Below are 20474 nucleotides of genomic sequence, written 5' to 3' on the forward strand. Positions count from 1 at the left end.
CTCTCACTCTAGTGCAGCCACGTGCGCCGGTGCAGGGGGCTCGGCCCGAGCCGGGTGATCGCCGCCCGATGCTGGGCGCTGCCGTACCCGCGATTGTGCTCCCAGCCGTACCCGGGGTGCGCGACCGCCAGCTCGACCATCAGATCGTCGCGCCACACCTTCGCGAGGACGCTGGCCGCGGCCACGCTCGCGCAGTCGCGGTCCGCCTTCGCGCGCACCCGCACCATGACGTCCCGCTCGCCGGCGAGCCCTTCGGAGAGCCAGTCGGCCGTGCCGTCGAGGATGACGGCGACCCGGGCGTCCCGGGACAGGCCGGCGAGCACGCCCGTGACCGCGTCCACGGCAGCCGCGCGCAGGCAGGCGACGATGCCCTCCGCGTCGATGCGGGCGCTGTCGACCGCGGCGACGCGCCAGCCGACCGCCCACGCGCGCAACGGGGCGACGAGGGCGTGGCGACGACGGTCGGTGAGCATCTTCGAGTCGCGCAGCCCCGCGGGCCAGACGCCGGTGCGCGCGGTCACCGCGGCCGCGCCGACCGCGACCGGGCCGGCCAGTGCGCCGCGCCCCACCTCGTCGCAGCCGACCACGACGTCCGCGCCCGCGTCGAGCAGCTCCCGCTCCAGATCAAGCGTGGGATCGGCGACGGTCACTCGTCCTCGTAGAGGTCGGAGCGGTCGGGCACGTCGGCGAACACCTCGGGGTGCGCGTCGAGCCCCTGCCACCGCGAGGCGGGCCAGGAGACCACGAACGCGCGGCCCACGACATCGTCGACGGGCACCGTCCCGTGGCCGGGATCGCTCGTGTGGGCGCTGGAGTCGCGGGAGTTGCCGCGGTTGTCGCCCATCACCCAGATCGAGTCAGCGGGCACTGTGACGTCGAAGGTGCGCGCGCACGACGCATTGCCGGGGTTGACGTACGCGCTCTCGTCGAGCTCGACGTCGTTGACGGTGATCGTGCCGCCGACCCGGCTGCACACGACGTGGTCGCCCTCGACGCCGATGACGCGCTTGATCAGGTACTGCTGGGAGTCGGAGTCGCCGAGGCCGACGAAGGTCAGCGCGTCCTGCACGCCGCGACCGAGGCTCCAGCCCTGCGACGCGCCGGGCGGCGTGGACAGCCACCCGCCCGGGTCTCTGAACACGACGACGTCGCCGCGGCTGAGCCCGAAGGGGTTCGGCTGCATCCGGTTGACGAGCACGCGGTCGCCGACCTGCAGCGTCTGCTCCATCGACCCCGAGGGGATCGAGAAGGTGCGCACCACGAACGTGCGCAGCAGCGTCGAGAGCGCCAGCGCGATGACGACGATGATCGCGAGATCCCGCAGCGTGCGCAGGAACGCGCCGCGCGGCTCGCGCCGCGGGGCGTCCGCGGCGCCGCGGACCCCCGCTCCGCCACCGGCGGCCTCGCCGTGGTCGCCATCAGACGAGGGCTGGCCTGCGACGTCGGCCTCCCCCATCACGTCGTCGGTCGACGCCGGCCGCTGCCGTCCGTCCTCAGCCGTCATGTCGTTCCTCGAGCCTCCCGGGGCGCACCGGGTCCCGGCGCGCCGCATCTCATTCTTCCCCGTCGTCCCGCGCGCGTGCGACGGGCGCGGGTATCGATCCGGTCACGATCGCGGACACGCGAACGGCCAGCGACCGCCGTCCTCGGGCGGCCGCTGGCCGTTCATCGTGCTGCGTCGACTCAGCGCTTCTCGCGGATCTTCGCCGCCTTGCCGCGCAGGCTGCGCAGGTAGTACAGCTTCGCGCGCCGCACGTCGCCGCGCGAGACGACCTCGATGTGATCGATGACCGGGGAGTGCACCGGGAAGGTGCGCTCCACGCCCACCTGGAACGAGATCTTGCGCACGGTGAAGGTCTCGCGCACGCCGGCGCCCTGGCGCTTGATCACGATGCCCTGGAACACCTGGATGCGGCTGCGGCTGCCCTCCACGATGTTCACGTGCACGCGGACGGTGTCACCGGGACGGAAGTCCGGGATGTCGCTCTTCAGCGACGCGGCGTCGATCTGGTCCAGCGTGTTGCTCATGGTGATTCGCTTCCCGCACCTGCCGCGGGTCAGGCGCTTGTGATGATGGATGTTCGCAGTCGGCCTTCGCTCCCCTGCGGCAGAGACATGGCCGATGACACAGTCGACGATTCTCTCACAGCAGATGCCGCTGATGCAAACCTACGCCCTGGATGCTGACCGCCACGATGACGACGTCTGGCGGTCTTCGGCGCAGACCGACGCAGGAGGGGTGCGATGGCTGCCGACGGGCGGCGGGATCGGCGCGAGCCGGCGCACGGGACGCGGACGGCTCAGCCGAGCAGGTCGGGGCGCATCCGCCGGGTGCGCTCGAGCCCGGCCTGCTGCCGCCACGCGGCGATGCGGCCGTGATCGCCGCTGAGCAGCACCTCGGGCACCTCGAGGCCGCGCCACACGCGCGGCTTCGTGAAGCTGGGATGCTCCAGCAGCCGCGCGTTGTGCGACTCCTCCACGAGCGACTCGGGGTTGCCGATCACCCCCGGCAGCAGCCGGGCGACCGCCTCGACCACCACGAGGACGGCGACCTCGCCGCCGTTGAGCACGTAGTCGCCGATGCTCAGCTCGCCCGTCCGCCAGCGCGACGCCGCGTAGTCGACGACCCGTTGGTCGATGCCCTCGTAGCGGCCGCAGCAGAAGACGAGGTGCCGCTCGCCTGACAGGTGCACCGCGGCATCCTGTGAGAACACGCGTCCGGCCGGCGTCGTGAACAGCACGAGCGGGTCGTCGTCGGCGCCGTCGAGCACCGCGTCGAGCGCCTCGCCCCAGGGCTCGGGCCGCATGACCATGCCCGCTCCCCCGCCGTACGGGGTGTCGTCGACGGTGCGATGCACGTCATGGGTGTGGTCGCGCAGGTCATGCACGTGCAGGTCGATGATGCCGTGCTCGATGGCCCGCCCGACGAGCGAGACGCGCAGCGCCTCGAAGTACTCCGGGAAGATGGTGATGACGTCGAGACGCAGCCGGGCGGTCATGCCTCGGCCTCGTCGGGGACGTGCTCGAGCACCTCGGCGACCTCGGCGGCGGGCACGGTCTCGGCCGCGGCCTCGCCGTCGTCGGCACGCTCGAACAGCCCGCCGGGCGGGGTGACTGACAGCGTGCGCGCGGTCAGGTCGACGCCGGTGACGAACTGGCGCACGAGCGGCAGCAGCACCTCGTCGCCGCCGGTGGGCGGGGTGATCGCGAGCAGATCCTGCGCCGGCAGATGGTCGACGCGTGTGACGGTGCCGAGCGTGTGCTCGCCCGCGACGACACGCAGCCCGATCAGCTGGTGGTCGTACCAGGCGTCCGGCTCGTCGGGCAGCTCGCGCTCGTCATGGTCGATGGTGAGGATCGCGCGGGCGATCGACTCCGCCGCGGTGCGGTCCTGGATCTCCTCGAAGAACGCGACCGGACGCGTCTGGTTGTACCAGCGCAGCTCGCGCAGGGTGATCGTGCGCCCGTGCCACGGGGAGTCCTCCGGCACCTGCAGATTGAAGACGGCCCCCGGCACCATCCGGTGCGCGGGGTCGTCGGTGTACAGCTCGACCTTCAGCCCGCCCTTGAGTCCGTGCGGCTTCGTCAGACGGGCGATGCGCAGCTGCAGCATCAGGCCGCGTCGGTGTCGACGATGTTGACGCGGACGCGACGGCCGTCGGCCAGTGCGTCCACCACCGTGCGCAGCGCCTGGGCCGTGCGGCCGGACCGGCCGATCACCCGGCCGAGATCCGCGGGCGCGACACGGACGTCGATGACGTCCTGCCGACCCGCGCGGCGCTCCTCGACGAGCACGTCGTCAGGCTCGCTGACGATGCCTCGCACCAGGTGATCGACGGCCTGCTGCAGCATGGTCACGCCTCGGCCGGGGTCTCGTCGGCGTCAGTGGCCGGCGCGGCCTTCTTCGTCTCGGTCTTGGGCAGGATGACCGACTTCTTCTTCGGGTCGCGCTCGAAGGGAGCCTTGGGCTCCTGCGGCTTCACGGTGCTCTTGGCGTCCTTGTCGCCCTTGAAGCGCTGCCAGTCGCCGGTCAGCTTGAGCAGCGACAGCAGCGTCTCGCTCGGCTGGGCGCCGACGGACAGCCAGTACTGCACGCGCTCGGAGTCGATCTCGATGACCGACGGATCGGCGGTCGGCACGTAGCGGCCGATCTCCTCGATGACGCGGCCGTCGCGCTTGGTGTGCGCGTCCGCGACGACCACGCGGTACTGCGGCGCATGAACCTTGCCGACACGCTTCAGACGGATTTTGACAGACACGTTGCTCCTGAACTCACTCGTTGTTCGAACCCGGCCATGCCTGTGGGGTCGCATGGCGAAAAGCTCTGGACTGATCGCGCGCACGCCGGATGAGAGGGTCCGCCGGGCACACGGGTTACCGACGCCCTATTCTGCCACATCGGGCGCCATCATGCGCACCCGCCCCGGAGGCCCGGCGCGTTGCACACTGTTCCGCACGGCGAGCGTCCGCGGCGCGCGGCGGCCGGATCCGCGGTCGAGGCGCCCCGTGGCGCGTTGCGAACAGTTCCCAACCGGCGGACATCCCGACGGTCGTCTCCGGTACGCTGACCGCATGCGCATCGACTTCGCGGCATCGCGGCCCTCCACTCTCGGCGTGGAGTGGGAGGTGCTGCTCGTCGACCGCGAGACCCGGCAGCCGACCGCCCGTGCCGACGAGGTGCACCGCGCCCTCGCGGGCACCCCCGAGGGCGCCCGGCTCGATCACGAGCTGCTCGAGAACACCGTCGAGATCGTCACCGGCGTGCACGAGACCGTCGCCAGCGCGGTCGCGGAGATCGACCGGGTCCGCCGTGCGGTGCTCGACGCTGCGGACGCCCTCGGCCTCGGCGTGCTGTGCGCGGGCACGCACCCATTCGCGGACGCCGTCCAGCCCTTTCGGCACAGCGAGCGCTACCGTCAGCTGATCGACCGCACGCAGTGGTGGGGACGTCTCATGGCGATCTACGGGCTGCACGTGCACGTCGGCCTCGACCGGGTGGACAAGGCGATCCCGGTGATGCACGGCATGCTGAGCCTGCTGCCCCACCTGCTCGCGCTGAGCGCGTCGAGCCCCTGGTGGCAGGGGGTCAACACCGGGTACGCGTCGAACCGGGCGATGCTCTTCCGCCAGCTGCCCACCGCCGGACTGCCGATGTGCGTGGACGGCTGGGCCGGCTTCGAGACGATCATCGACGGGATGGTCCGCACCGGCGTCATCGGCGGGGTCGACGAGGTGCGCTGGGACGTCCGCCCCGCCCCGCGGTTCGGCACCGTCGAGAACCGGGTGTGCGACGGAGTGCCGACGCTGACCGAGGTGGCCGCGCTCACCGCGTTCGTGCAGTCGGCGGTCACCGATCTCTCCCGGCGGCTCGACGCCGGCGAGACGATCACGCCGCTGCCCGACTGGGTCATCGCGGAGAACAAGTGGCGAGCGAGCCGCTACGGCCTCGCCGCCGAGATCATCACCGGCCCGGATCTCGCCGAGGCCCCCGTCGTCGAGCAGATCCGGCTGGAGGTCGCCCGGCTCGAACCGGTGGCCGCCTCACTCGGCTGCGCCGCCGAGCTGGCCCTGGTCCCGGACGTGCTCGCCGCGGGCGCGAGCTACCAGCGCCAGCAGCGGGTGGCCGTGCGGGCGAGCGGAAGCCTGCCCGCCGTGGTGGACGCGTTGGTCGCCGAGTTCGCCGCGGGCCGTCCGCTCGCCGCGTGAGCACGACCCGGATGCGTCCGGCGGACGCCCGGCTCAGCGCTTGAAGATGTCGCCGAGTCCGCCGAGGCCGATCGTCTGGTCGGGGTCGATGCGCGCAGCGCCGTTCGGCGCCTCGCCCTGCCCAGTGGCGCCGAACGCGGAACCTCCGGAGGTCATCGCCTCGGCGGCCTGCTCGAGCGCCTGCCGGCGGGCGCGCTCCTGACGCTCGCGCAGCGCGGCCTCCTCCTGGGCGCGCTTGGCGGGGTTGCCGCTCTTCGCACGGGCCTTGCCCTTCTTGCCGCCCTTCGCCTTCCGGCCGCCGTGGCCGAGCGATCCCATGCCGGGGATGCTCGGCATCCCGCCGCGGGCGACGGACTTCATCATCTTCGCCGCCTGCTCGAACCGCTGGACGAGCTGGTTGACCTCGCTGACGGTGGTGCCCGAGCCGTTCGCGATGCGCAGCCGGCGCGACCCGTTGAGGATCCTCGGGTTGTCCCGTTCGGCCTTCGTCATCGACTGGATGATCGCCTCGGTGCGGGTGAGCAGCGAATCGTCGAACTGCTCGATCTGCTGCCGCATGCCGGCCGCGCCCGGCAGCATCCCCAGAAGCTTCTTCATCGAGCCGAGCTTCTTGATCTGCTGCATCTGCTTGAGGAAGTCGTCGAGGGTGAACGCCTCGCGGGCGATCTTGTCGGCGACCTTGCGGGCCTCCTCCTCGTCGAAGGCCTTCTGCGCCTGCTCGATGAGGGTGAGCACGTCGCCCATGTCGAGGATGCGCCGGGCCTGCCGCTCGGGGTGGAACACCTCGAGATCCTCGAGCCGCTCGCCGGTGGACGCGAACAGGATCGGCTTGCCGGTGACGCTCACCACCGACAGCGCCGCGCCGCCGCGGGTGTCGCCGTCGAGCTTCGAGAGCACCACGCCGGTGAAGTCCACTCCCTCGTCGAACGCCTTGGCCGTGGCGACCGCGTCCTGGCCGATCATCGCGTCGATGACGAACAGCACCTCGTCCGGGTCGATGGCCTTCCGGATCGCCGCGGCCTGCTTCATCATCTGCTCGTCGACGCCGGTGCGCCCGGCCGTGTCGACGATGACCACGTCGTGCTGCTTGTCCCGCGCGTATCGGATGGACGCCTTGGCCACCTTGACCGGATCGCCGACGCCGTTGCCGGGCTCCGGCGCGTACACCGACACCCCGGCCTGCTCGCCGACCACCTGCAGCTGGCCGACGGCGTTGGGACGCTGCAGGTCGGCCGCCACGAGGATCGGCGTGTGTCCCTCCCCGCGCAGCCGCAGGGCGAGCTTGCCGGCGAAAGTCGTCTTGCCTGCGCCCTGAAGGCCGGCGAGCATGATGACCGTCGGCGGCTGCTTGGCGAACCGCAGGTGCCGGGTCTCTCCGCCGAGGATCGCGACGAGCTCCTCGTCGACGATCTTGACGACCTGCTGGGCAGGGTTGAGCGCCTGGTTGACCTCGTCGGAGAGCGCCCGCTCGCGCACCCGGGCGGTGAATGCCTTGACCACGGTCAGGGCGACGTCCGCATCCAGCAGCGCCCGACGGATCTCGCGGACGGTGGCATCGACGTCGGCTGGGGAGAGCTTCCCCTTCGTCCGCAGGTGGGCGAAGGTCTTGACCAGCCGTTCGGAGAGGTTCGAGAAAGTAGCCATACTGCGTGCGAGTCTACCTGACCGCTCCTCGAGACGGAGTGCGGGGCGCGGGCGGTGCGGTTGGCATTGCGAGAACGACGCCGAGATCGCATTCCTGCACACCTGGCGCATCCCCATCGCGATCCCGCACGTATCCGACACCGAGGTCGCAGAGCACCGCACCGCAACGGACCAGACACGTGCATCCGCGCGACCCCGACGACGCAGACCCCATTCCCGCGCTCTCGATGCAGAGACGCGCTCTCGATGCGGAGAACCGCAGGGGAAGCACAAGACATCCGGCGTCACGTTTTCGGGAAGGCCGAACGACGACGTTCTCGAGACGGCCGGAGGACGTTCTCGAGGTGGCCGGGTGCCGCAGTGCGGCGACTGGGGATGGCCGCTGCCGCACACGCCCGAAGCCGCGTGACGGCGACAGCCGACCACTGGTCAGGAGCCACTGGCCACGCTCTCGGGGCCGCAGGAGACGCACGCATCCGCGATCTCACGCACAGCGCTCCGAACACACAGCGCTGGATTCGACGTCTGAGCCCCGACTCCCGGGCGTGCCTCCCCGTCTCCGCGGCACTCGGCCCAGCACGGCGGCGTCGCACGAGAGAGTCACATGCCTCCCCGCACCGCTCCGTGCGAAGAGCGGCCCGGGAACGAATCCGCCGGCATCACCGCCAGACCGGGCTCGCTCACCCGAAGAGCACGCGCACCTCGTGGTAGCGCTCGGGCGGCACCGACTTCGTCTCCTGCAGCTCGGCGAGGGCGACGCTGACGATGTCCGTGCCGCGCAGCGCGACCATCCGCCCCCACTGCCGCCGAGCGACGAGCTCGATGACGTCGATGCCCAGTCTGGTGGCCAGCACGCGGTCGAACGAGGTGGGCACGCCGCCGCGCTGGATGTGCCCCAGCACGGTGGCACGCGTCTCGATGCCCGTGCGCTCGGCGATCATCGGGGCGAGCACCTCGGCGATGCCGCCGAGTCGGGGGCGGCCGAACCCGTCGAGGCCCCTGTCGGAGTGCGCCTCAGTCATCCCCGGCAGGGTGAACCCCTCGGCGACGACGATCATGGGCGAGCGGCCGCGCTCGTGCACGGAGGTCACCCACGCGCAGATCTGCTCGAGCGACTCCGGATGCTCCGGGATCAGGATCGCGTGCGCGCCCCCGGCGGTGCCCGCGTGCAGGGCGATCCAACCGGCATGGCGGCCCATCACCTCGAGGATCATGCACCGGTGATTCGCGTTGCCCGTGGTGCGCAGTCGGTCGATCGCCTCGGTGGCGACCGAGACGGCCGTGTCGAACCCGAACGAGTAGTCGGTGCCGTCCAGGTCGTTGTCGATCGTCTTCGGCACGCCGACGATCGGGATGCCATCAGCGTGCAACAGGTGGGCCGCGCGCATCGTGCCGTCGCCGCCGATCGCGATGACCCCGTCGATGCCGTTGCGCGCGAGCGTCGCGAGGATCCGGTCGGGCTGGCCCTCCGGCGTGCGGTAGGGGCCGATCCGGCTCGTGCCGAGGATCGTGCCGCCCTCCTTCGCGAGTCCGCGGACGCTGGTGCGGTCGAGCGACATGAAGTCGGCCTCGATCATCCCCCGCCAGCCGTCGCGGAAGCCCACGAACTCCTGGCCGTACACCTCGGTGCCCTTGAGCACCGCGCCGCGGATGACCGCGTTGAGCCCCGGGCAGTCGCCGCCGGAGGTGAGGATGCCGATGCGGCGCGGCACCCGTGCCATGTCGACCGGGTCGGTCGGCAGCGGCTGGAATCGTCCCTCGCCCGCCCGGACCGGCGAACCCGCTGACGCCTCGGCCGGCCGCACGCCCCGTGGCCAGGCATGCGGGTCGGCCCGCGCACCGGTCTGGGACGCCGCCGGCGAGCCGGACTGCGTCATCCCCTGCGATGCCGGCTGGCCCACACCCTGCGATCCATCCTGCGGTGCTGCGTCAGCGGTCATCGTCTCCCCTTCGTCGTCCCGGCATCCGGCGGGCCTGCCACCCGTGGAATCGGCGTCATCCTAGCAATCGCGTGCGACGCGCAGATGTCCGGCGGTCATGCGCGGACGCCAGCCGCGCGACCCCCCGCGCCCGGCACCCGCCCGGGCGTACCATCGTCGCGTGCCCGACCCTCGCCCCGACGACGTGACCCCATCCGCCGCGGCCACCACCGTGCCCGACCTCGCCGGCCCGCTCCTCCCCTGGTACCTGGCCGCACGCCGCGACCTGCCCTGGCGTGCCCCCGATGCGACCCCGTGGGGCGTGCTCGTCAGCGAGTTCATGCTGCAGCAGACGCAGGTCGACCGTGTGCTGCCCCGCTGGCACGCCTGGCTGGACGCCTGGCCCACCCCGGCCGATCTCGCGGCCGCCCTGGCCGGGGACGCGATCCGCGCCTGGGGTCGTCTCGGCTATCCTCGACGCGCGGTCTGGCTGCACGCCGCCGCCCTGCAGATCGTCGAACGACACGGCGGACGCGTCCCCGACGACCTCGACGCGCTGCTCGCCCTGCGCGGCGTGGGAAACTACACGGCGCGCGCGGTGCTCGTGTTCGCGTTCGGCCAGCGGCATCCGGTCGTCGACACGAACATCCGCCGGGTGCTCGCCCGGGCGGTGGACGGTGTGGCCGCGCCCGGGCCGCCGAACGCGCGCCGCGACCTCGCCGCCATGGCCCGGGTGCTGCCCCGCGACGCCGGGCGGGCCCGCCAGTTCACCTGGGCGATCATGGAGCTCGGGGCGCTCGTGTGCACGGCGCGCACGCCCGCCTGCGACCGCTGCCCGATCACCGATCGGTGCCGGTGGCTGCTGCTCGGCCGGCCAGCGACGACATCCCGCCCCGCCCGCAGGCAGGCGCGCTATGAGGGCAGCGACCGGCAGGCCCGGGGACGCATCATGGCCCGACTGCGCGCGGCGACGACGCCGCTGACCGAGGACGCCCTCATCGCCGGTGCCCCGGACGCGACCCAGGCCCGCCGGGCGCTCGCCTCTCTGGTGCGCGACGGCCTCGCCGTGCGTGCGGAGGCCGCCGAGGCGTCCCAGACCCGGCCATCCGGGGCGCGGCCGGGAGACGGCGCTGACGAGCCCCACCCCTGCTGGCGGCTGCCCTGACCCGGCGACGCGGACGCATCCACCCCGCACGGCCGGACACCACGGTGAACGGCCGGGGCCGCGGTCGCGATGTGGGAGCGCAGCCCGTTCAGTCGCGACCGACGAGCTCCTGGGCGAACGTGTTGGCGTTGAACGCGGCGAGGTCGTCGATGCCCTCCCCGAACCCGAGCAGCTTCACCGAGATGCCCGTGGTCTGCTGCACGCCCACGACGAACCCGCCCTTCGCCGAGCCGTCGATCTTCGTCAGCACGATGCCGGTGACCCCGGCGTGGTCGATGAACGCCTGCGCCTGGCTCAGCCCGTTCTGGCCGGTCGTGGCGTCGAGCACGAGCAGCACCTCGGCGACCGGTGCGAGCTTCTCGACGACCCGACGGATCTTCGTCAGCTCGTCCATCAGCCCCGCCTTCGTCTGCAGGCGGCCGGCCGTGTCGATGATCACGACGTCGGCGTCGGTGTCGATGCCCCGCTGCACGGCCTGGTAGGCGACGGACGCGGGATCCTGCCCCGCCTGCTGCGGTCGGACGACCTCGGCCCCGGCGCGCTCGCCCCAGGTGGCGACCTGCTCGACGGCGGCGGCGCGGAAGGTGTCGGCGGCGCCGATGACGATGGTGCGCCGCATCCGGGTCAGGAACCGGGCGAGCTTGCCGATCGTGGTCGTCTTGCCCACGCCGTTGACGCCCACCACGAGCACGACGGCGGGCAGCAGCCGGCCGGTCTCGGGATCCTGCGGCCGTTTGAGCATAAGAGTCGGGTCGTTGGCGGCCAGCCGCTCGGCCAGCTCGTCGCGCAGGATGCCGCGCAGCTCCCGCTCGTCGGCGACGTTCAGCCGCTCCACGCTCGCGCGCACGGCGGCGACGATCGACTCGGAGGCGTCGGCGCCGAAGTCGCCGAGGATGAGATTTTCCTCGAGGTTCTCCCAGCTCTCCTCGTCGATGGGCCTGGCCCCGTGGAACAGGGTGCGCAGGCTGCCTCGCAGCGACCACTTGCTCATTCGTCGTTCCTCTCCGCGCGCCCGTCGTCGCGCTCCATGCGCTGGCCGACCACCGCCGACACACCGTCCTGCCGCATCGACACACCATACAGCGCGTCGGCGATCTCCATCGTGCGCTTCTGATGGGTGATGAGGATCAGCTGCGAGTCCTTCCGCAGCATCGCGAACACGCTCAACAGGCGTCCCAGATTCGCGTCGTCGAGGGCGGCCTCGACCTCGTCCATGATGTAGAAGGGACTCGGCCGGGCGATGAAGATCGCCACGAGCAGCGCGATCGCGGCCAGCGACCGCTCCCCGCCGCTGAGCAGCGACAGCCGCTCGATGCGCTTGCCCGCGGGCCGGATGTGCAGGTCGATGCCCGTGGTGAGCGGGTGCTCCGGGTCGGTGAGGGTCAGCCGCCCGCGCCCGCCCGGGAACAGCACCGGCAGGATGCGGTCGAACGCCTGCCGGGTGTCGGCGAACGCCTCGGTGAAGATCGTCGACATCCGCTCGTCGAGCGAGTCGCTGATCGCGATGAGCTCCTCACGGGTGCGACGCAGGTCGGTCAGCTGGTCGTTCATGTGAGTGTAACGCGCCTCCAGCGCGGCGTACTCCTCAAGCGCGAGCGGGTTCACGCGCCCCAGCCGGCGCAGCGCCCGCTCGGCCTTCTCCAGCCGCAGTCGCTGCTGGTCGCGGTCGAACGGCACCGTCTCGACGCCCTCGTCGACCTCGGCCCAGTCACCGGTGACGGGCACGGGCACGTCGGGCCCGTACTCGGCGACGAGCACGTCCAGGGCCACGTCGAGCTCGGCGCGGACGCGTTCGGCGGCGGTGTCGCGGCGCACGCGCTGCTCGTGCTCGCGCAGCTCGAGCCCGTGGGCGCGCTCGGCGAGCAGCGCGGTCTCGTGCTCCAGCGCGGTGACGGTCTCACGCACCTCGCGCAGCCGGCCGTGCTGACGGCTGCGGGCGACCTCCGCCTGGGCGACGCGCAACCGGGCCTCGTCGAGCGTGCCGTGCAGGTGCGCGACCACCGGGGGCACGAGCCGGCGGACGCGCTCCGCCTCCTCCAACTGCACGCGCCGACGCGCCTGCTCCCGGGCCTGACGCTCGGCCTGCTGTCGGGCGCGGGCGACCTCCTCGCGCAGCTGCGCGGCCCGGGCGCGCTCGCCGCGGGCGCGCTCGCGGAGGGTCTCGACCTCGATGCGCACGCCCATCTCGGCGGCGCGGGCGGCCTCGAGCGCGTCGACGTCGGGCTGACGGTCGATCGGACGCTCCTCCGGCGCGGGCTCGGCCTCGAACGTCTCGAGTCGCTCCTGCGCCTCGGTCTGGGCGTCCCGGGCGGCTGCGAGGTCGCGCTCGAGATCGTCGAGCCGGCTGCGGGTCCGCGCATGCTCGGCGCGGGCGGCCTCGGCCCGGGCGCGCAGCGTCGCCAGTCGTCTCGCCTCCTGTGCGGCCGCGGCGTCCGCCGCGCGCAGAGCGGCCAGCGCCTCGTCCCGTGTCTGTCGCGCCACATCCCGGCGGGCCTCTGCATCGTGCAGGGCGGCGACGAGGCCCGCTTCTCCGGCCCGCTCGTCCTCCTCGGCCGCGAGCGCCTCGTCCCGTCGGGCGATCAGCTGCAGTCGTGACGCGCCGGGGTCTCCACCGCCGACGACGGCCGAGCGGCCGATGACGTCGCCGGATGCGGTCACCACGCGCCAGTCGCCGGCCGGCAGGGCGGCCAGCGTGCGCGCGGCGGCGTCCGGGTCGGCGGCGGCGACGATCACGGTGCGGGCGAGCAGGGCGACGAGTCCGGGCGGGCCGGTGACGATGTCCGCGGCGAGCACGGCACCGGCGGGCAGGGTGATCCCCGGCTCCGGGGCCGCGGCGCTAGCCTCGGTCGCGGCGGACGCGGCCGCATCGGCGTCCTCGGTGCCGGCGATCACGCCGGTGACCCGGCCGAGGGCGTCGGCTCGGGCCCGGGCGATCGCGCGGGCCCCGTGCTCGGGTGTGTCGACGAGCAGGGCGTCGGCCAGGTCGCCGAGCGCGGCGGAGACGGCGGCCTCGTGCCCGCCGGTCACCTGCAGCGCGTCGGCGGCACGGCCGAGCACGCCCTCGGGATGCTCGGCGATGATCGCGGCGGTGCCGTCGCGCACCTCGAGCGCCTGGGCGAGGGCGGCGGCGCGCGCGGCGTGGGCGTCGGCGGCCGAGCGGGCGGATGCGAGTCGGTCACGCAGGTCGGCCACCACGCGCTCCGCCCGCTCCAGCGCGTCGCTGGCCTCTCGATGCGCCCGGTCGAGACCGGCGGTGGGCGAGGCGTCCGCCGCGGGCTCCCCCGGGCCGCGCCCGGTGCCGGCACCGGCCGGGTCTGCCGTCGCCTGCTCCGTCTCGGGCAGTGCGGCGACGGCCTGGCGCTGTCGGTCGGCGGCAGCGGCCACCGCCTCACGCTGGGTCTGCACCTGCCGCTCGGCCGTGGCGACGCGTCCCTCGGCGACCTCGACGGCGCCGGCGAGCGCGGTGTGCCGTCGCTCGCGGGCCTGGGCCCGCTGGCGCTGCTCGGCCGCCTGCACGTCGACCGCCTGCACGGCCTCGAACGCCGCCTGGGTCTCGGCCCTGGCGCGGTCGAGCGTGCCCTCCTGCTCGGCGCAGCGCGCCTCGAGTGCGGCGGCCTCGCGCTCGGCGGCATCGGCCTGGGCCGATCGGCCGGCCACGTCGATGTCGAGGGTCTGCGGAACGACCGCGAGCAGCGCGATGCGCTGCTCGACGAGCGTGTCCAGCGAGCGCAGCCGCTCGGCGACGGACTCGAGCCGGCGCACCGTCGTGCGGGCGGCGTCCAGCTCGTCGGAGGCCGTGGTCGCCTCCAGCTCGGTCTGGCGTGCCCTGGCCGCGTCGATGCGCTCCCGCAGCGCCGCCTGCTGATGTTCGAGGTCGGCGCGCTGCGCGGCCAGCTCCGCCAGATCGCGGTCGAGGGCGACGAGCTCGGCGGCCAGCAGACGCGACCGGGCGTCGCGGGCCTCGGCCTGGATGTGCTGGGCGGAGCGGGCGATCTCGGCCTGCCGGCCCAGCGGCTTGAGCTGGCGGCGCAGCTCGCCGGTCAGGTCGCTCACCCGCTGCAGGTTCGCCTCCATCGCCTGCAGCTTGCGCATGGTGCGCTCCTTGCGGCGGCGGTGCTTGAGGATGCCGGCGGCCTCCTCGACGAACCCGCGGCGTTCCTCGGGCGTGGCCCGCAGCACCTGGTCGAGCTGGCCCTGCCCGACGATGACGTGCATCTCACGGCCGAGCCCGGTGTCGCTCAGCAGCTCCTGGACGTCGAGGAGCCGGCACGACTCCCCGTTGATCGCGTACTCGCTGCCGCCGCTGCGGAACAGGGTGCGCGAGATCGTCACCTCGGTGTACTCGATGGGCAGCGTGCCGTCGGTGTTGTCGATGGTGAGCTCGACCTGGGCGCGGCCGAGCGGGCCCCGCTGGGCGGTGCCGGCGAAGATGACGTCCTCCATCTTGCCGCCGCGCAGGGTCTTGGCGCCCTGCTCGCCCATCACCCAGGCCAGCGCGTCGACGATGTTCGACTTGCCCGAGCCGTTCGGGCCGACCACGGCGGTGACGCCGGGTTCGAACTCGAAGGTGGTCGTGTGCGCGAACGACTTGAACCCCTTGAGGGTCAAGGTCTTCACATACACGTCGTCAGCTCGCCTCTCTGCCGGTCTCTCCGGGCCCTCGCCGGGCCGTCCCCAGCGTACCGTGACCGGCGGACGTCGCACCCGCGTCCGCCGGCGGGCTCATCGAGCGACGCGTCCGGACTCCGCACGGCGCGGTCCGGACGGTCCAAGCGACCGGACCAGGCCGTGCGGGATGGTCGTGCCGGGCCGGTCAGGCCCGGGTCACGTCCGCCCGGGCGCGCCGGGCGCGCGCGGCCCGCGCCGCCGCGATCGGCATGAGCGTCTCCGCGCTGAGCGGGGCGATCTCGACCTCGGGCTCGCCGCCGGTGACCGTCGTGACGGGATCGAGCCAGACGAGCTCGGCGATCTCGCGGTCGGGCTGGAGCCCCGCGCACACGGCCCGGTCGGCGGCGAGGAAGAACGCGTCGGCGTCCACATGCGTGTCCGGCTCGTTGAGCGCGACGGCGCGGAACCGGCCCAGATGTTCGACGGCGTCCGGGTCGAGCCGCAGGCCCAGCTCCTCGGCGACCTCGCGCACGAGTGCCTGCCGCGGGGTCTCGCCGGGCTCGAGCTTGCCGCCGCACTGCATGAACCCGCTCGTGCCGCGCTTGCGCACGAGCAGGGTGCGCCCGTCCGGGTCGTTGAGCACGAGGGCGGCGATGCGCAGCACCTGCTCACCGGACCGACCGCTGCGGGCCCATTTGCGCTCGGGGGCGACGAAGGCGCGGAACCCGGCGAGGGCCTCGGCCACGGTGGACGCGAACCGCAGCGTGTCGACGTACGCGGCGCGGATGAACCCGTGGTCGACCGCACTGCCGAGGAAGGCCCGCAGGGGCGTGTAGTAGCCGTTCACGTCGAGGAACGCGCACGGCTTGTCATGCAGGCCGATCTGCGACCACGTCCACTGCTCGAAGATCTCCTCGAGCGTGCCGCTGCCGCCGGGCAGGGCGAGGAACGCGTCGGCGAGCGCCGACATGCGGGCCTTGCGCTGGGCCATCGTGTCGACGATCTCCAGCTCGGTCAGGTCCGGGTGTGCAATCTCCCGGTCGGCGAGCTCGCGGGTGATCACCCCGTGGACGCGTCCGCCGGCCGCGAGCGCGGCGTCGGCGACCCGGCGCATGAGCCCCACGCTGCCGCCGCCGTAGACGAGGGTGACCCCGTGCTCGGCGAGGATGCGGCCGACCGAGTCCGCGGCCCGGGCGAACGCCGGGTCGTCGCCGGCGCTCGACCCGCAGTACACCGCCACGGCGTCGATCCCCCGCATCGTCGGCGCCGGCTCGGGCGACCCAGACGCGGCGAGCCCCCCAGACGCGGCAGGCGCCGCGGGACGCGCCCCGGGCCCGGCAGGCGCCGTCTGGTCGGGGGTCGCTCCCGGCTGCGCGGGCTGCCGCTCCCGCCCCGGGCGCGCCGTGTGCTCGTTCCGCTCGGTCATGCCGTGGTCTCCTCTCGTGTGCGGGATGTCCTGTGCCGCCCGGCCTGCTCCCTCGCCGGTCTGCGCAGGCGCTGGCACCGCGGGCACCAGTGCGACGAGCGGTTCAGGAACGCACCGCGGCGGATGGGTGTGCCGCAGCGAGGGCAGGGCCGCCCCGTGCGCCCATAGGCTGCCAGCTCCACGTCGAACCAGCCGGACGCCCCGTTGACATGCCGGTACTGCTCGTCGATGCTCGTGCCGCCGGCGGTGATCGCCCGGCGCATCACCTCGGCGACGGCGCGCATGAGGCGCACCGCGACGCGCGGCCCCAGGGTGCCGGCCTGCTGCTCGGGATGCACCCGGGCCGCCCACAGCGACTCGTCGGCGTAGATGTTACCGATGCCGCTGACGACCGTCTGGTCGAGCAGCACCCGCTTGATCGCCGAGCGGTGCCTGCGCAGCCGGGCGGCCTGGGCCCGCGGGTCGGCGCCCGGCTCGAGCGGGTCGGGGGCGATGTGCGCGACCTGGGCGGGGATCGCGTGCGGCCCCGTGCGCAGCCGGAACGCGTCCGACTGCAGCGTGTCGATGGCGAGCGAGCCGAACAGCCGCTGGTCACGGAAGACGAGGGTGACCGTCTGAACGACGGATGCACCGGTCGCGACGACGCGGGTGGTGCCCGGGGACGACTCGGCCGGGCCGACCGCCGGTGAGCTCGGCAGATCGTCCCCGGTCTCGTCCACCGTGGGCTCTGAGGCGCCCTCGACGGGGCCGAGCGTGATGCGGATGCGATCGTGGCGGTGCGGCGGAGCGTCCGAGAGCAGCTGGCCGCTCATGCCGAGGTGAGCGAGCAGGCATGCGGTGGACCCGCCGGGTGCGGGTGCGGCGTCTGCCCGGGGCGCTCCGACGGACGGCTGACGCCCGGTCGGCGTCCCCGGCCGGGGAGTCCCGGCATCCGCCGGCACCGTGTCGGCGGGCAGCCAGAGGAACTTGCCGCGCCGTCGCGGGGTGTGCAGGAGGGTGCCGGTGAGGGTCTGCGCGAAGTCCTCCGGGCCGCCCGGGTGCCGACGGAGCGACCGGGGGTCGAGCACGGTGACCGACCGAACGCGCCGCGGCCAGCCGAGCCGGGCGAGGCCGCGACGGATGGTCTCGACCTCGGGCAGCTCAGGCATCCGCACGGGGCGGATTCGCCCGGGCCAGGTCGAGGTCGACCAGGCCCTTCCACGCGTTGAACGCGGCGGCCATCTCGGCCTGCTTCTTGCTAGTGCCCTCGCCGCGGGCGTGCACGCGCCCGCCGCAGGTGACTGTGGCCGACCAGTGGCGGTCGTGGTCGGGACCGGTCGAGGTGACCTCGTACACCGGCGCGTCGAGCCCGCGGTCGGCGACGGCCTCCTGCAGGGTCGTCTTCGGATCCATGCGTGCGGCGAGCGTGTCCACCCGCGTGATCAGCGGCGAGAGCAGGTTCAGCACGAAGGGCCGGGCGGCCTCGAGGCCTCCGGTGAGGTAGCAGGCGCCGATGAGCGACTCGACCATGTCGGCCAGCAGCGACGCCTTGTGATGCCCGCCGGTGAGCTCCTCGCCGTGCCCGAGCAGCAGGAAGCCGCCGATCTCGCGCTGCTCGGCGATGAACGACAGCGCGTTCGTGCTCACGATCGCGGCGCGACGGCGGGAGAGCTCGCCCTCGGAGAGATCCGGGAACTCGTGGAAGAGCAGATCCGTGGCCACCAGACCGAGCACAGAGTCGCCGAGGAACTCCAGCCGTTCATTGGTAGGCAGGCCACCGTGCTCGAACGCATACGAGCGGTGCGTCAGGGCACGGGTCAGATACGGCTCGTCGATCGACGTGCCGAGCCGGGCGAGCAGGTCGGCCCGCTCGGCCTCGCCGATCGGCTCACCGGTGGTGTGAGCCAACGCCGATTCAGGCGTCGGCGATCCGGCGGCCCTTGTACTCGTAGTACAGCGGGGTGCCGGCGGCGTCCTCGACGACCTTCGCGCGGTGCGGCAGGCTGTAGACGACCTTGCCGTTCTCGACGGTCTTGACGAGGGTGGGCACCTTCGCCTTCCACTGCGAGCGGCGCGAGTGGGTGTTGGCGCGGGAGAGCTTGCGCTTGGGGACTGCCATGATCGATCATTCCTTCTCTGAGTCGGCATGCGACGCCTGCGCGTCATGCTGCAACTGAGCCAGTCTACTCAGATCCGCCCATCTCGGGTCGATCTCGTCCGTGTCGGGCTCGATCGGCTCCCCGACGGAGTAGATCTCGGCAGCAGGCTCGTCCCCCACCGGAGTGAAGGGGAGCTGCAACACGATCGCGTCGCGGACGCTCTGGCGGAGGTCTGCGTGTTCGTTGCGCAGCACCTGCACATCACCATCGCCGTCGTCGCGGTTCGAGGCTGCTTCCGAATCAGGATACGCGAACAGGTCGCTGAAGTCGACCTCGTCGGCCCACTCGAGCGGCTCGAGCGTGCGCGCCGAGGCCCCGGTGACCCGATACGAGAGGTGCCCGGTGACGAGCACGCCCTCATGCATGGACTCGAGGCGCAGCTTCGCGGCGATGGGGCTGCCTTCCTCCACCCGGGCCAGACCGATCGCCAGATCCGCCTCGGCCGGCAGAGTCAGCTCGACCGTGCGCATCTCGCCGGGGCGGCCAACGAGGTCATGAACGTTCACGAGGTAGGGATTCGGCATGTCCCAAGCATAGACTGCCCGTCGTGCAACACAGCGACTCCTTCATCCAGACGACGACCGCGGGCAGCCTGCCCCGCACCGAGACCCTGATCGACGCTTACTCCCGTCGGGTCGACGGCGAGGAGGTGCCCGACTTCGACCGCCTGCTCGCCGACGGCGTCGGCGAGGTCGTGGCCCACCAGCGCGAGGTGGGGCTCAGCATCCCCGGCGACGGCGAGTACGGAAAGTCGATGGCCTGCGCGGTCGACTACGGCGCCTGGTGGTCGTACATCTTCGACCGCGTCGACGGGCTCGAGATCGACGATCGCGGCGACGCGTTCACCGCCGACGTGCAGTCCACCCCGGGACACATCCGGCTGACCGGCTTCGCTCACCGGCGCGACCGCACGGTCTTCGCCGACGCGTACGCCGACCCGGAGAGCGGCATCTACACGAAGCCGAAGAAGCGCAACCCGTTCCCGAAGGCCTCCGGCCCGATCCACTACGTCGGACAGGGCCAGGTGGCCCGTGACCTCGCCAACTTCCGGGCCGCGCTGGACACCTCCGGCTACGATGACGGTTTCATCACCGCGCTCTCCCCCGGCTCGGCCGCCCGCATCACCAACGACCACTACGCCTCAGAGGAGGAGTTCATCTGGGCGTGGGCGGACGTGCTGCACGAAGAGTACAAGGCGATCCTCGACGCCGGGCTGACCCTGCAGATCGACGACCCCTCGATCGCCGAGAACTTCGACCAGATCACCCCGGAGCCGAGCGTCGCTGATTACGTCGCGTTCACCCGCACCCGCATCGAGGCGCTCAACCACGCCCTCGAGGGGCTCGACCAGGATCGTGTGCGCCTGCACATCTGCTGGGGGTCATGGCACGGCCCGCACACTACCGACCTCGAGTTCCGGCACCTGATCGACCTGGTGCTCGAGGCGAACGTCGGCGGCTACAGCTTCGAGGCCGCCAACGCCCGCCACGAGCATGAGTGGACCGTCTGGCGCGATCACAGGCTGCCCGACGGCAAGATGATCCTGCCCGGTGTGGTCAGCCACGCCACGAACGTCGTGGAGCACCCCGAGCTCGTCGCCCAGCGCATCGAGCGGTTCGCCGGGCTCGTCGGCCGCGAGAACGTGATCGCCTCGACCGACTGCGGGCTGGGCGGGCGCGTCCACCCGCACATCGCCTGGGCGAAGCTCCAGTCGCTCGCCGAGGGCGCGCGGATCGCCACCGAGCGGCTCTTCTGACCGCTCGCCCCGGCATCGATCCCTGAGCGCACGCCCGACCTCGAGCTCTCCGCCCGTGGCCGAGCCGTCGCCTGCGCATCGGCCGGCACACAGGCGAGGGGGACGCGGGTTC

Annotated in this window: 19 protein-coding genes; 3 read left to right on the forward strand and 16 right to left on the reverse strand. The window is 72.7% G+C overall.

Translation table 11 applies throughout. The features are described 5' to 3' along the window. Positions 1–8: 8 nt before the first annotated feature. From F8O02_RS04675 to rpsP, 7 genes are all read right to left on the reverse strand, one after another. On the reverse strand, positions 9–650 hold the full coding sequence (locus F8O02_RS04675) for a ribonuclease HII (RefSeq protein ID WP_158036092.1): 642 nt from the start codon (positions 648–650) through the stop codon (positions 9–11). Next, positions 647–1504, reverse strand: a complete 858-nt coding sequence (lepB, locus tag F8O02_RS04680) for a signal peptidase I (RefSeq protein WP_225734117.1) — start codon at positions 1502–1504, stop codon at positions 647–649. Before lepB ends, F8O02_RS04675 begins: the two co-directional genes overlap by 4 nt. A 179-nt stretch (positions 1505–1683) precedes the next feature. Then, positions 1684–2028: a 50S ribosomal protein L19 gene (gene rplS, locus F8O02_RS04685; protein ID WP_158036093.1), complete on the reverse strand. Its 345-nt coding sequence runs from the start codon at positions 2026–2028 to the stop codon at positions 1684–1686. Positions 2029–2300: 272 nt separating this feature from the next. Beyond that, positions 2301–2987 carry a tRNA (guanosine(37)-N1)-methyltransferase TrmD gene (gene trmD / locus F8O02_RS04690; RefSeq protein WP_158036294.1) on the reverse strand — a complete coding sequence of 229 codons (687 nt, stop codon included), beginning with the start codon at positions 2985–2987 and terminating at the stop codon, positions 2301–2303. Positions 2988–2995: 8 nt separating this feature from the next. After that, on the reverse strand, positions 2996–3613 hold the full coding sequence (rimM, locus tag F8O02_RS04695) for a ribosome maturation factor RimM (RefSeq protein WP_158036094.1): 618 nt from the start codon (positions 3611–3613) through the stop codon (positions 2996–2998). Beyond that, positions 3613–3852, reverse strand: coding sequence for a KH domain-containing protein (locus F8O02_RS04700; protein ID WP_158036095.1), 240 nt, complete (start codon positions 3850–3852; stop codon positions 3613–3615). The genes rimM and F8O02_RS04700 overlap by 1 nt, the downstream gene beginning before the upstream one ends. 2 nt (positions 3853–3854) lie before the next feature. Then, the gene (gene rpsP / locus F8O02_RS04705) at positions 3855–4259 is read right to left on the reverse strand and encodes a 30S ribosomal protein S16 (RefSeq protein WP_158036096.1); all 405 of its coding nucleotides are present in this window, start codon (positions 4257–4259) and stop codon (positions 3855–3857) included. 313 nt (positions 4260–4572) lie between these two features. Between rpsP and F8O02_RS04710 the strand changes: the two genes are divergently transcribed. Beyond that, entirely contained in the window at positions 4573–5706 is a 1134-nt protein-coding gene (locus F8O02_RS04710; protein WP_158036097.1) for a glutamate--cysteine ligase, read from the forward strand. Positions 5707–5739: 33 nt separating this feature from the next. On the opposite strand, the gene ffh is transcribed toward F8O02_RS04710, so the two are convergent. Together ffh and F8O02_RS04720 are read right to left on the reverse strand one after the other, a co-directional pair. Next, a complete protein-coding gene (gene ffh / locus F8O02_RS04715; protein WP_158036098.1) occupies positions 5740–7350 on the reverse strand; it encodes a signal recognition particle protein in 1611 nt (536 codons plus the stop codon). Positions 7351–8030: 680 nt separating this feature from the next. Then, positions 8031–9071: a 6-phosphofructokinase gene (locus tag F8O02_RS04720; RefSeq protein ID WP_218859806.1), complete on the reverse strand. Its 1041-nt coding sequence runs from the start codon at positions 9069–9071 to the stop codon at positions 8031–8033. 430 nt (positions 9072–9501) lie between these two features. Here F8O02_RS04720 and F8O02_RS04725 point away from each other — a divergent pair, with 430 nt between their 5' ends. After that, positions 9502–10434 carry an HhH-GPD family protein gene (locus tag F8O02_RS04725; protein ID WP_158036296.1) on the forward strand — a complete coding sequence of 311 codons (933 nt, stop codon included), beginning with the start codon at positions 9502–9504 and terminating at the stop codon, positions 10432–10434. A gap of 88 nt (positions 10435–10522) precedes the next feature. On the opposite strand, the gene ftsY is transcribed toward F8O02_RS04725, so the two are convergent. From ftsY to F8O02_RS04760, 7 genes are all read right to left on the reverse strand, one after another. Continuing rightward, on the reverse strand, positions 10523–11425 hold the full coding sequence (gene ftsY / locus F8O02_RS04730) for a signal recognition particle-docking protein FtsY (RefSeq protein WP_158036099.1): 903 nt from the start codon (positions 11423–11425) through the stop codon (positions 10523–10525). Then, positions 11422–15057 carry a chromosome segregation protein SMC gene (smc, locus tag F8O02_RS04735; protein WP_158036100.1) on the reverse strand — a complete coding sequence of 1212 codons (3636 nt, stop codon included), beginning with the start codon at positions 15055–15057 and terminating at the stop codon, positions 11422–11424. Before smc ends, ftsY begins: the two co-directional genes overlap by 4 nt. A 190-nt stretch (positions 15058–15247) precedes the next feature. Continuing rightward, positions 15248–16468, reverse strand: a complete 1221-nt coding sequence (locus tag F8O02_RS04740) for a TIGR00730 family Rossman fold protein (protein ID WP_225734118.1) — start codon at positions 16466–16468, stop codon at positions 15248–15250. After that, positions 16465–17616 (reverse strand): DNA-formamidopyrimidine glycosylase family protein, encoded by a 1152-nt coding sequence (locus F8O02_RS04745; protein WP_158036101.1) that lies wholly within the window; start codon positions 17614–17616, stop codon positions 16465–16467. The genes F8O02_RS04740 and F8O02_RS04745 overlap by 4 nt, the downstream gene beginning before the upstream one ends. Further along, the gene (rnc, locus tag F8O02_RS04750) at positions 17609–18355 is read right to left on the reverse strand and encodes a ribonuclease III (RefSeq protein ID WP_158036102.1); all 747 of its coding nucleotides are present in this window, start codon (positions 18353–18355) and stop codon (positions 17609–17611) included. Before rnc ends, F8O02_RS04745 begins: the two co-directional genes overlap by 8 nt. 7 nt (positions 18356–18362) lie before the next feature. Then, on the reverse strand, positions 18363–18566 hold the full coding sequence (gene rpmF / locus F8O02_RS04755) for a 50S ribosomal protein L32 (RefSeq protein ID WP_158036103.1): 204 nt from the start codon (positions 18564–18566) through the stop codon (positions 18363–18365). 6 nt (positions 18567–18572) lie between these two features. Next, entirely contained in the window at positions 18573–19130 is a 558-nt protein-coding gene (locus F8O02_RS04760; protein WP_158036104.1) for a YceD family protein, read from the reverse strand. A gap of 23 nt (positions 19131–19153) precedes the next feature. Here F8O02_RS04760 and F8O02_RS04765 point away from each other — a divergent pair, with 23 nt between their 5' ends. Next, complete coding sequence (locus F8O02_RS04765; protein ID WP_158036105.1) at positions 19154–20362, forward strand: cobalamin-independent methionine synthase II family protein; 1209 nt, start codon at positions 19154–19156, stop codon at positions 20360–20362. Positions 20363–20474: the final 112 nt, after the last annotated feature.

This window comes from Pseudoclavibacter caeni (assembly GCF_008831125.1).
In the GTDB taxonomy this organism is placed as follows: Bacteria; Actinomycetota; Actinomycetes; order Actinomycetales; family Microbacteriaceae; genus Pseudoclavibacter_A; species Pseudoclavibacter_A caeni.

Excerpts from the sequence above, each read along its gene's own strand:
- ffh (WP_158036098.1), bottom strand. The coding sequence starts at position 7,350 with ATGGCTACTTTCTCGAACCTCTCCGAACGGCTGGTCAAGACCTTCGCC.
- ftsY (WP_158036099.1), bottom strand. The coding sequence starts at position 11,425 with ATGAGCAAGTGGTCGCTGCGAGGCAGCCTGCGCACCCTGTTCCACGGG.
- rplS (WP_158036093.1), bottom strand. The coding sequence starts at position 2,028 with ATGAGCAACACGCTGGACCAGATCGACGCCGCGTCGCTGAAGAGCGAC.
- lepB (WP_225734117.1), bottom strand. The coding sequence starts at position 1,504 with ATGACGGCTGAGGACGGACGGCAGCGGCCGGCGTCGACCGACGACGTG.
- F8O02_RS04740 (WP_225734118.1), bottom strand. The coding sequence starts at position 16,468 with ATGACCGAGCGGAACGAGCACACGGCGCGCCCGGGGCGGGAGCGGCAG.
- rimM (WP_158036094.1), bottom strand. The coding sequence starts at position 3,613 with ATGCTGCAGCTGCGCATCGCCCGTCTGACGAAGCCGCACGGACTCAAG.
- F8O02_RS04745 (WP_158036101.1), bottom strand. The coding sequence starts at position 17,616 with ATGCCTGAGCTGCCCGAGGTCGAGACCATCCGTCGCGGCCTCGCCCGG.
- F8O02_RS04700 (WP_158036095.1), bottom strand. The coding sequence starts at position 3,852 with ATGCTGCAGCAGGCCGTCGATCACCTGGTGCGAGGCATCGTCAGCGAG.
- F8O02_RS04760 (WP_158036104.1), bottom strand. The coding sequence starts at position 19,130 with ATGCCGAATCCCTACCTCGTGAACGTTCATGACCTCGTTGGCCGCCCC.
- F8O02_RS04720 (WP_218859806.1), bottom strand. The coding sequence starts at position 9,071 with ATGGCACGGGTGCCGCGCCGCATCGGCATCCTCACCTCCGGCGGCGAC.
- rpmF (WP_158036103.1), bottom strand. The coding sequence starts at position 18,566 with ATGGCAGTCCCCAAGCGCAAGCTCTCCCGCGCCAACACCCACTCGCGC.
- F8O02_RS04710 (WP_158036097.1), top strand. The coding sequence starts at position 4,573 with ATGCGCATCGACTTCGCGGCATCGCGGCCCTCCACTCTCGGCGTGGAG.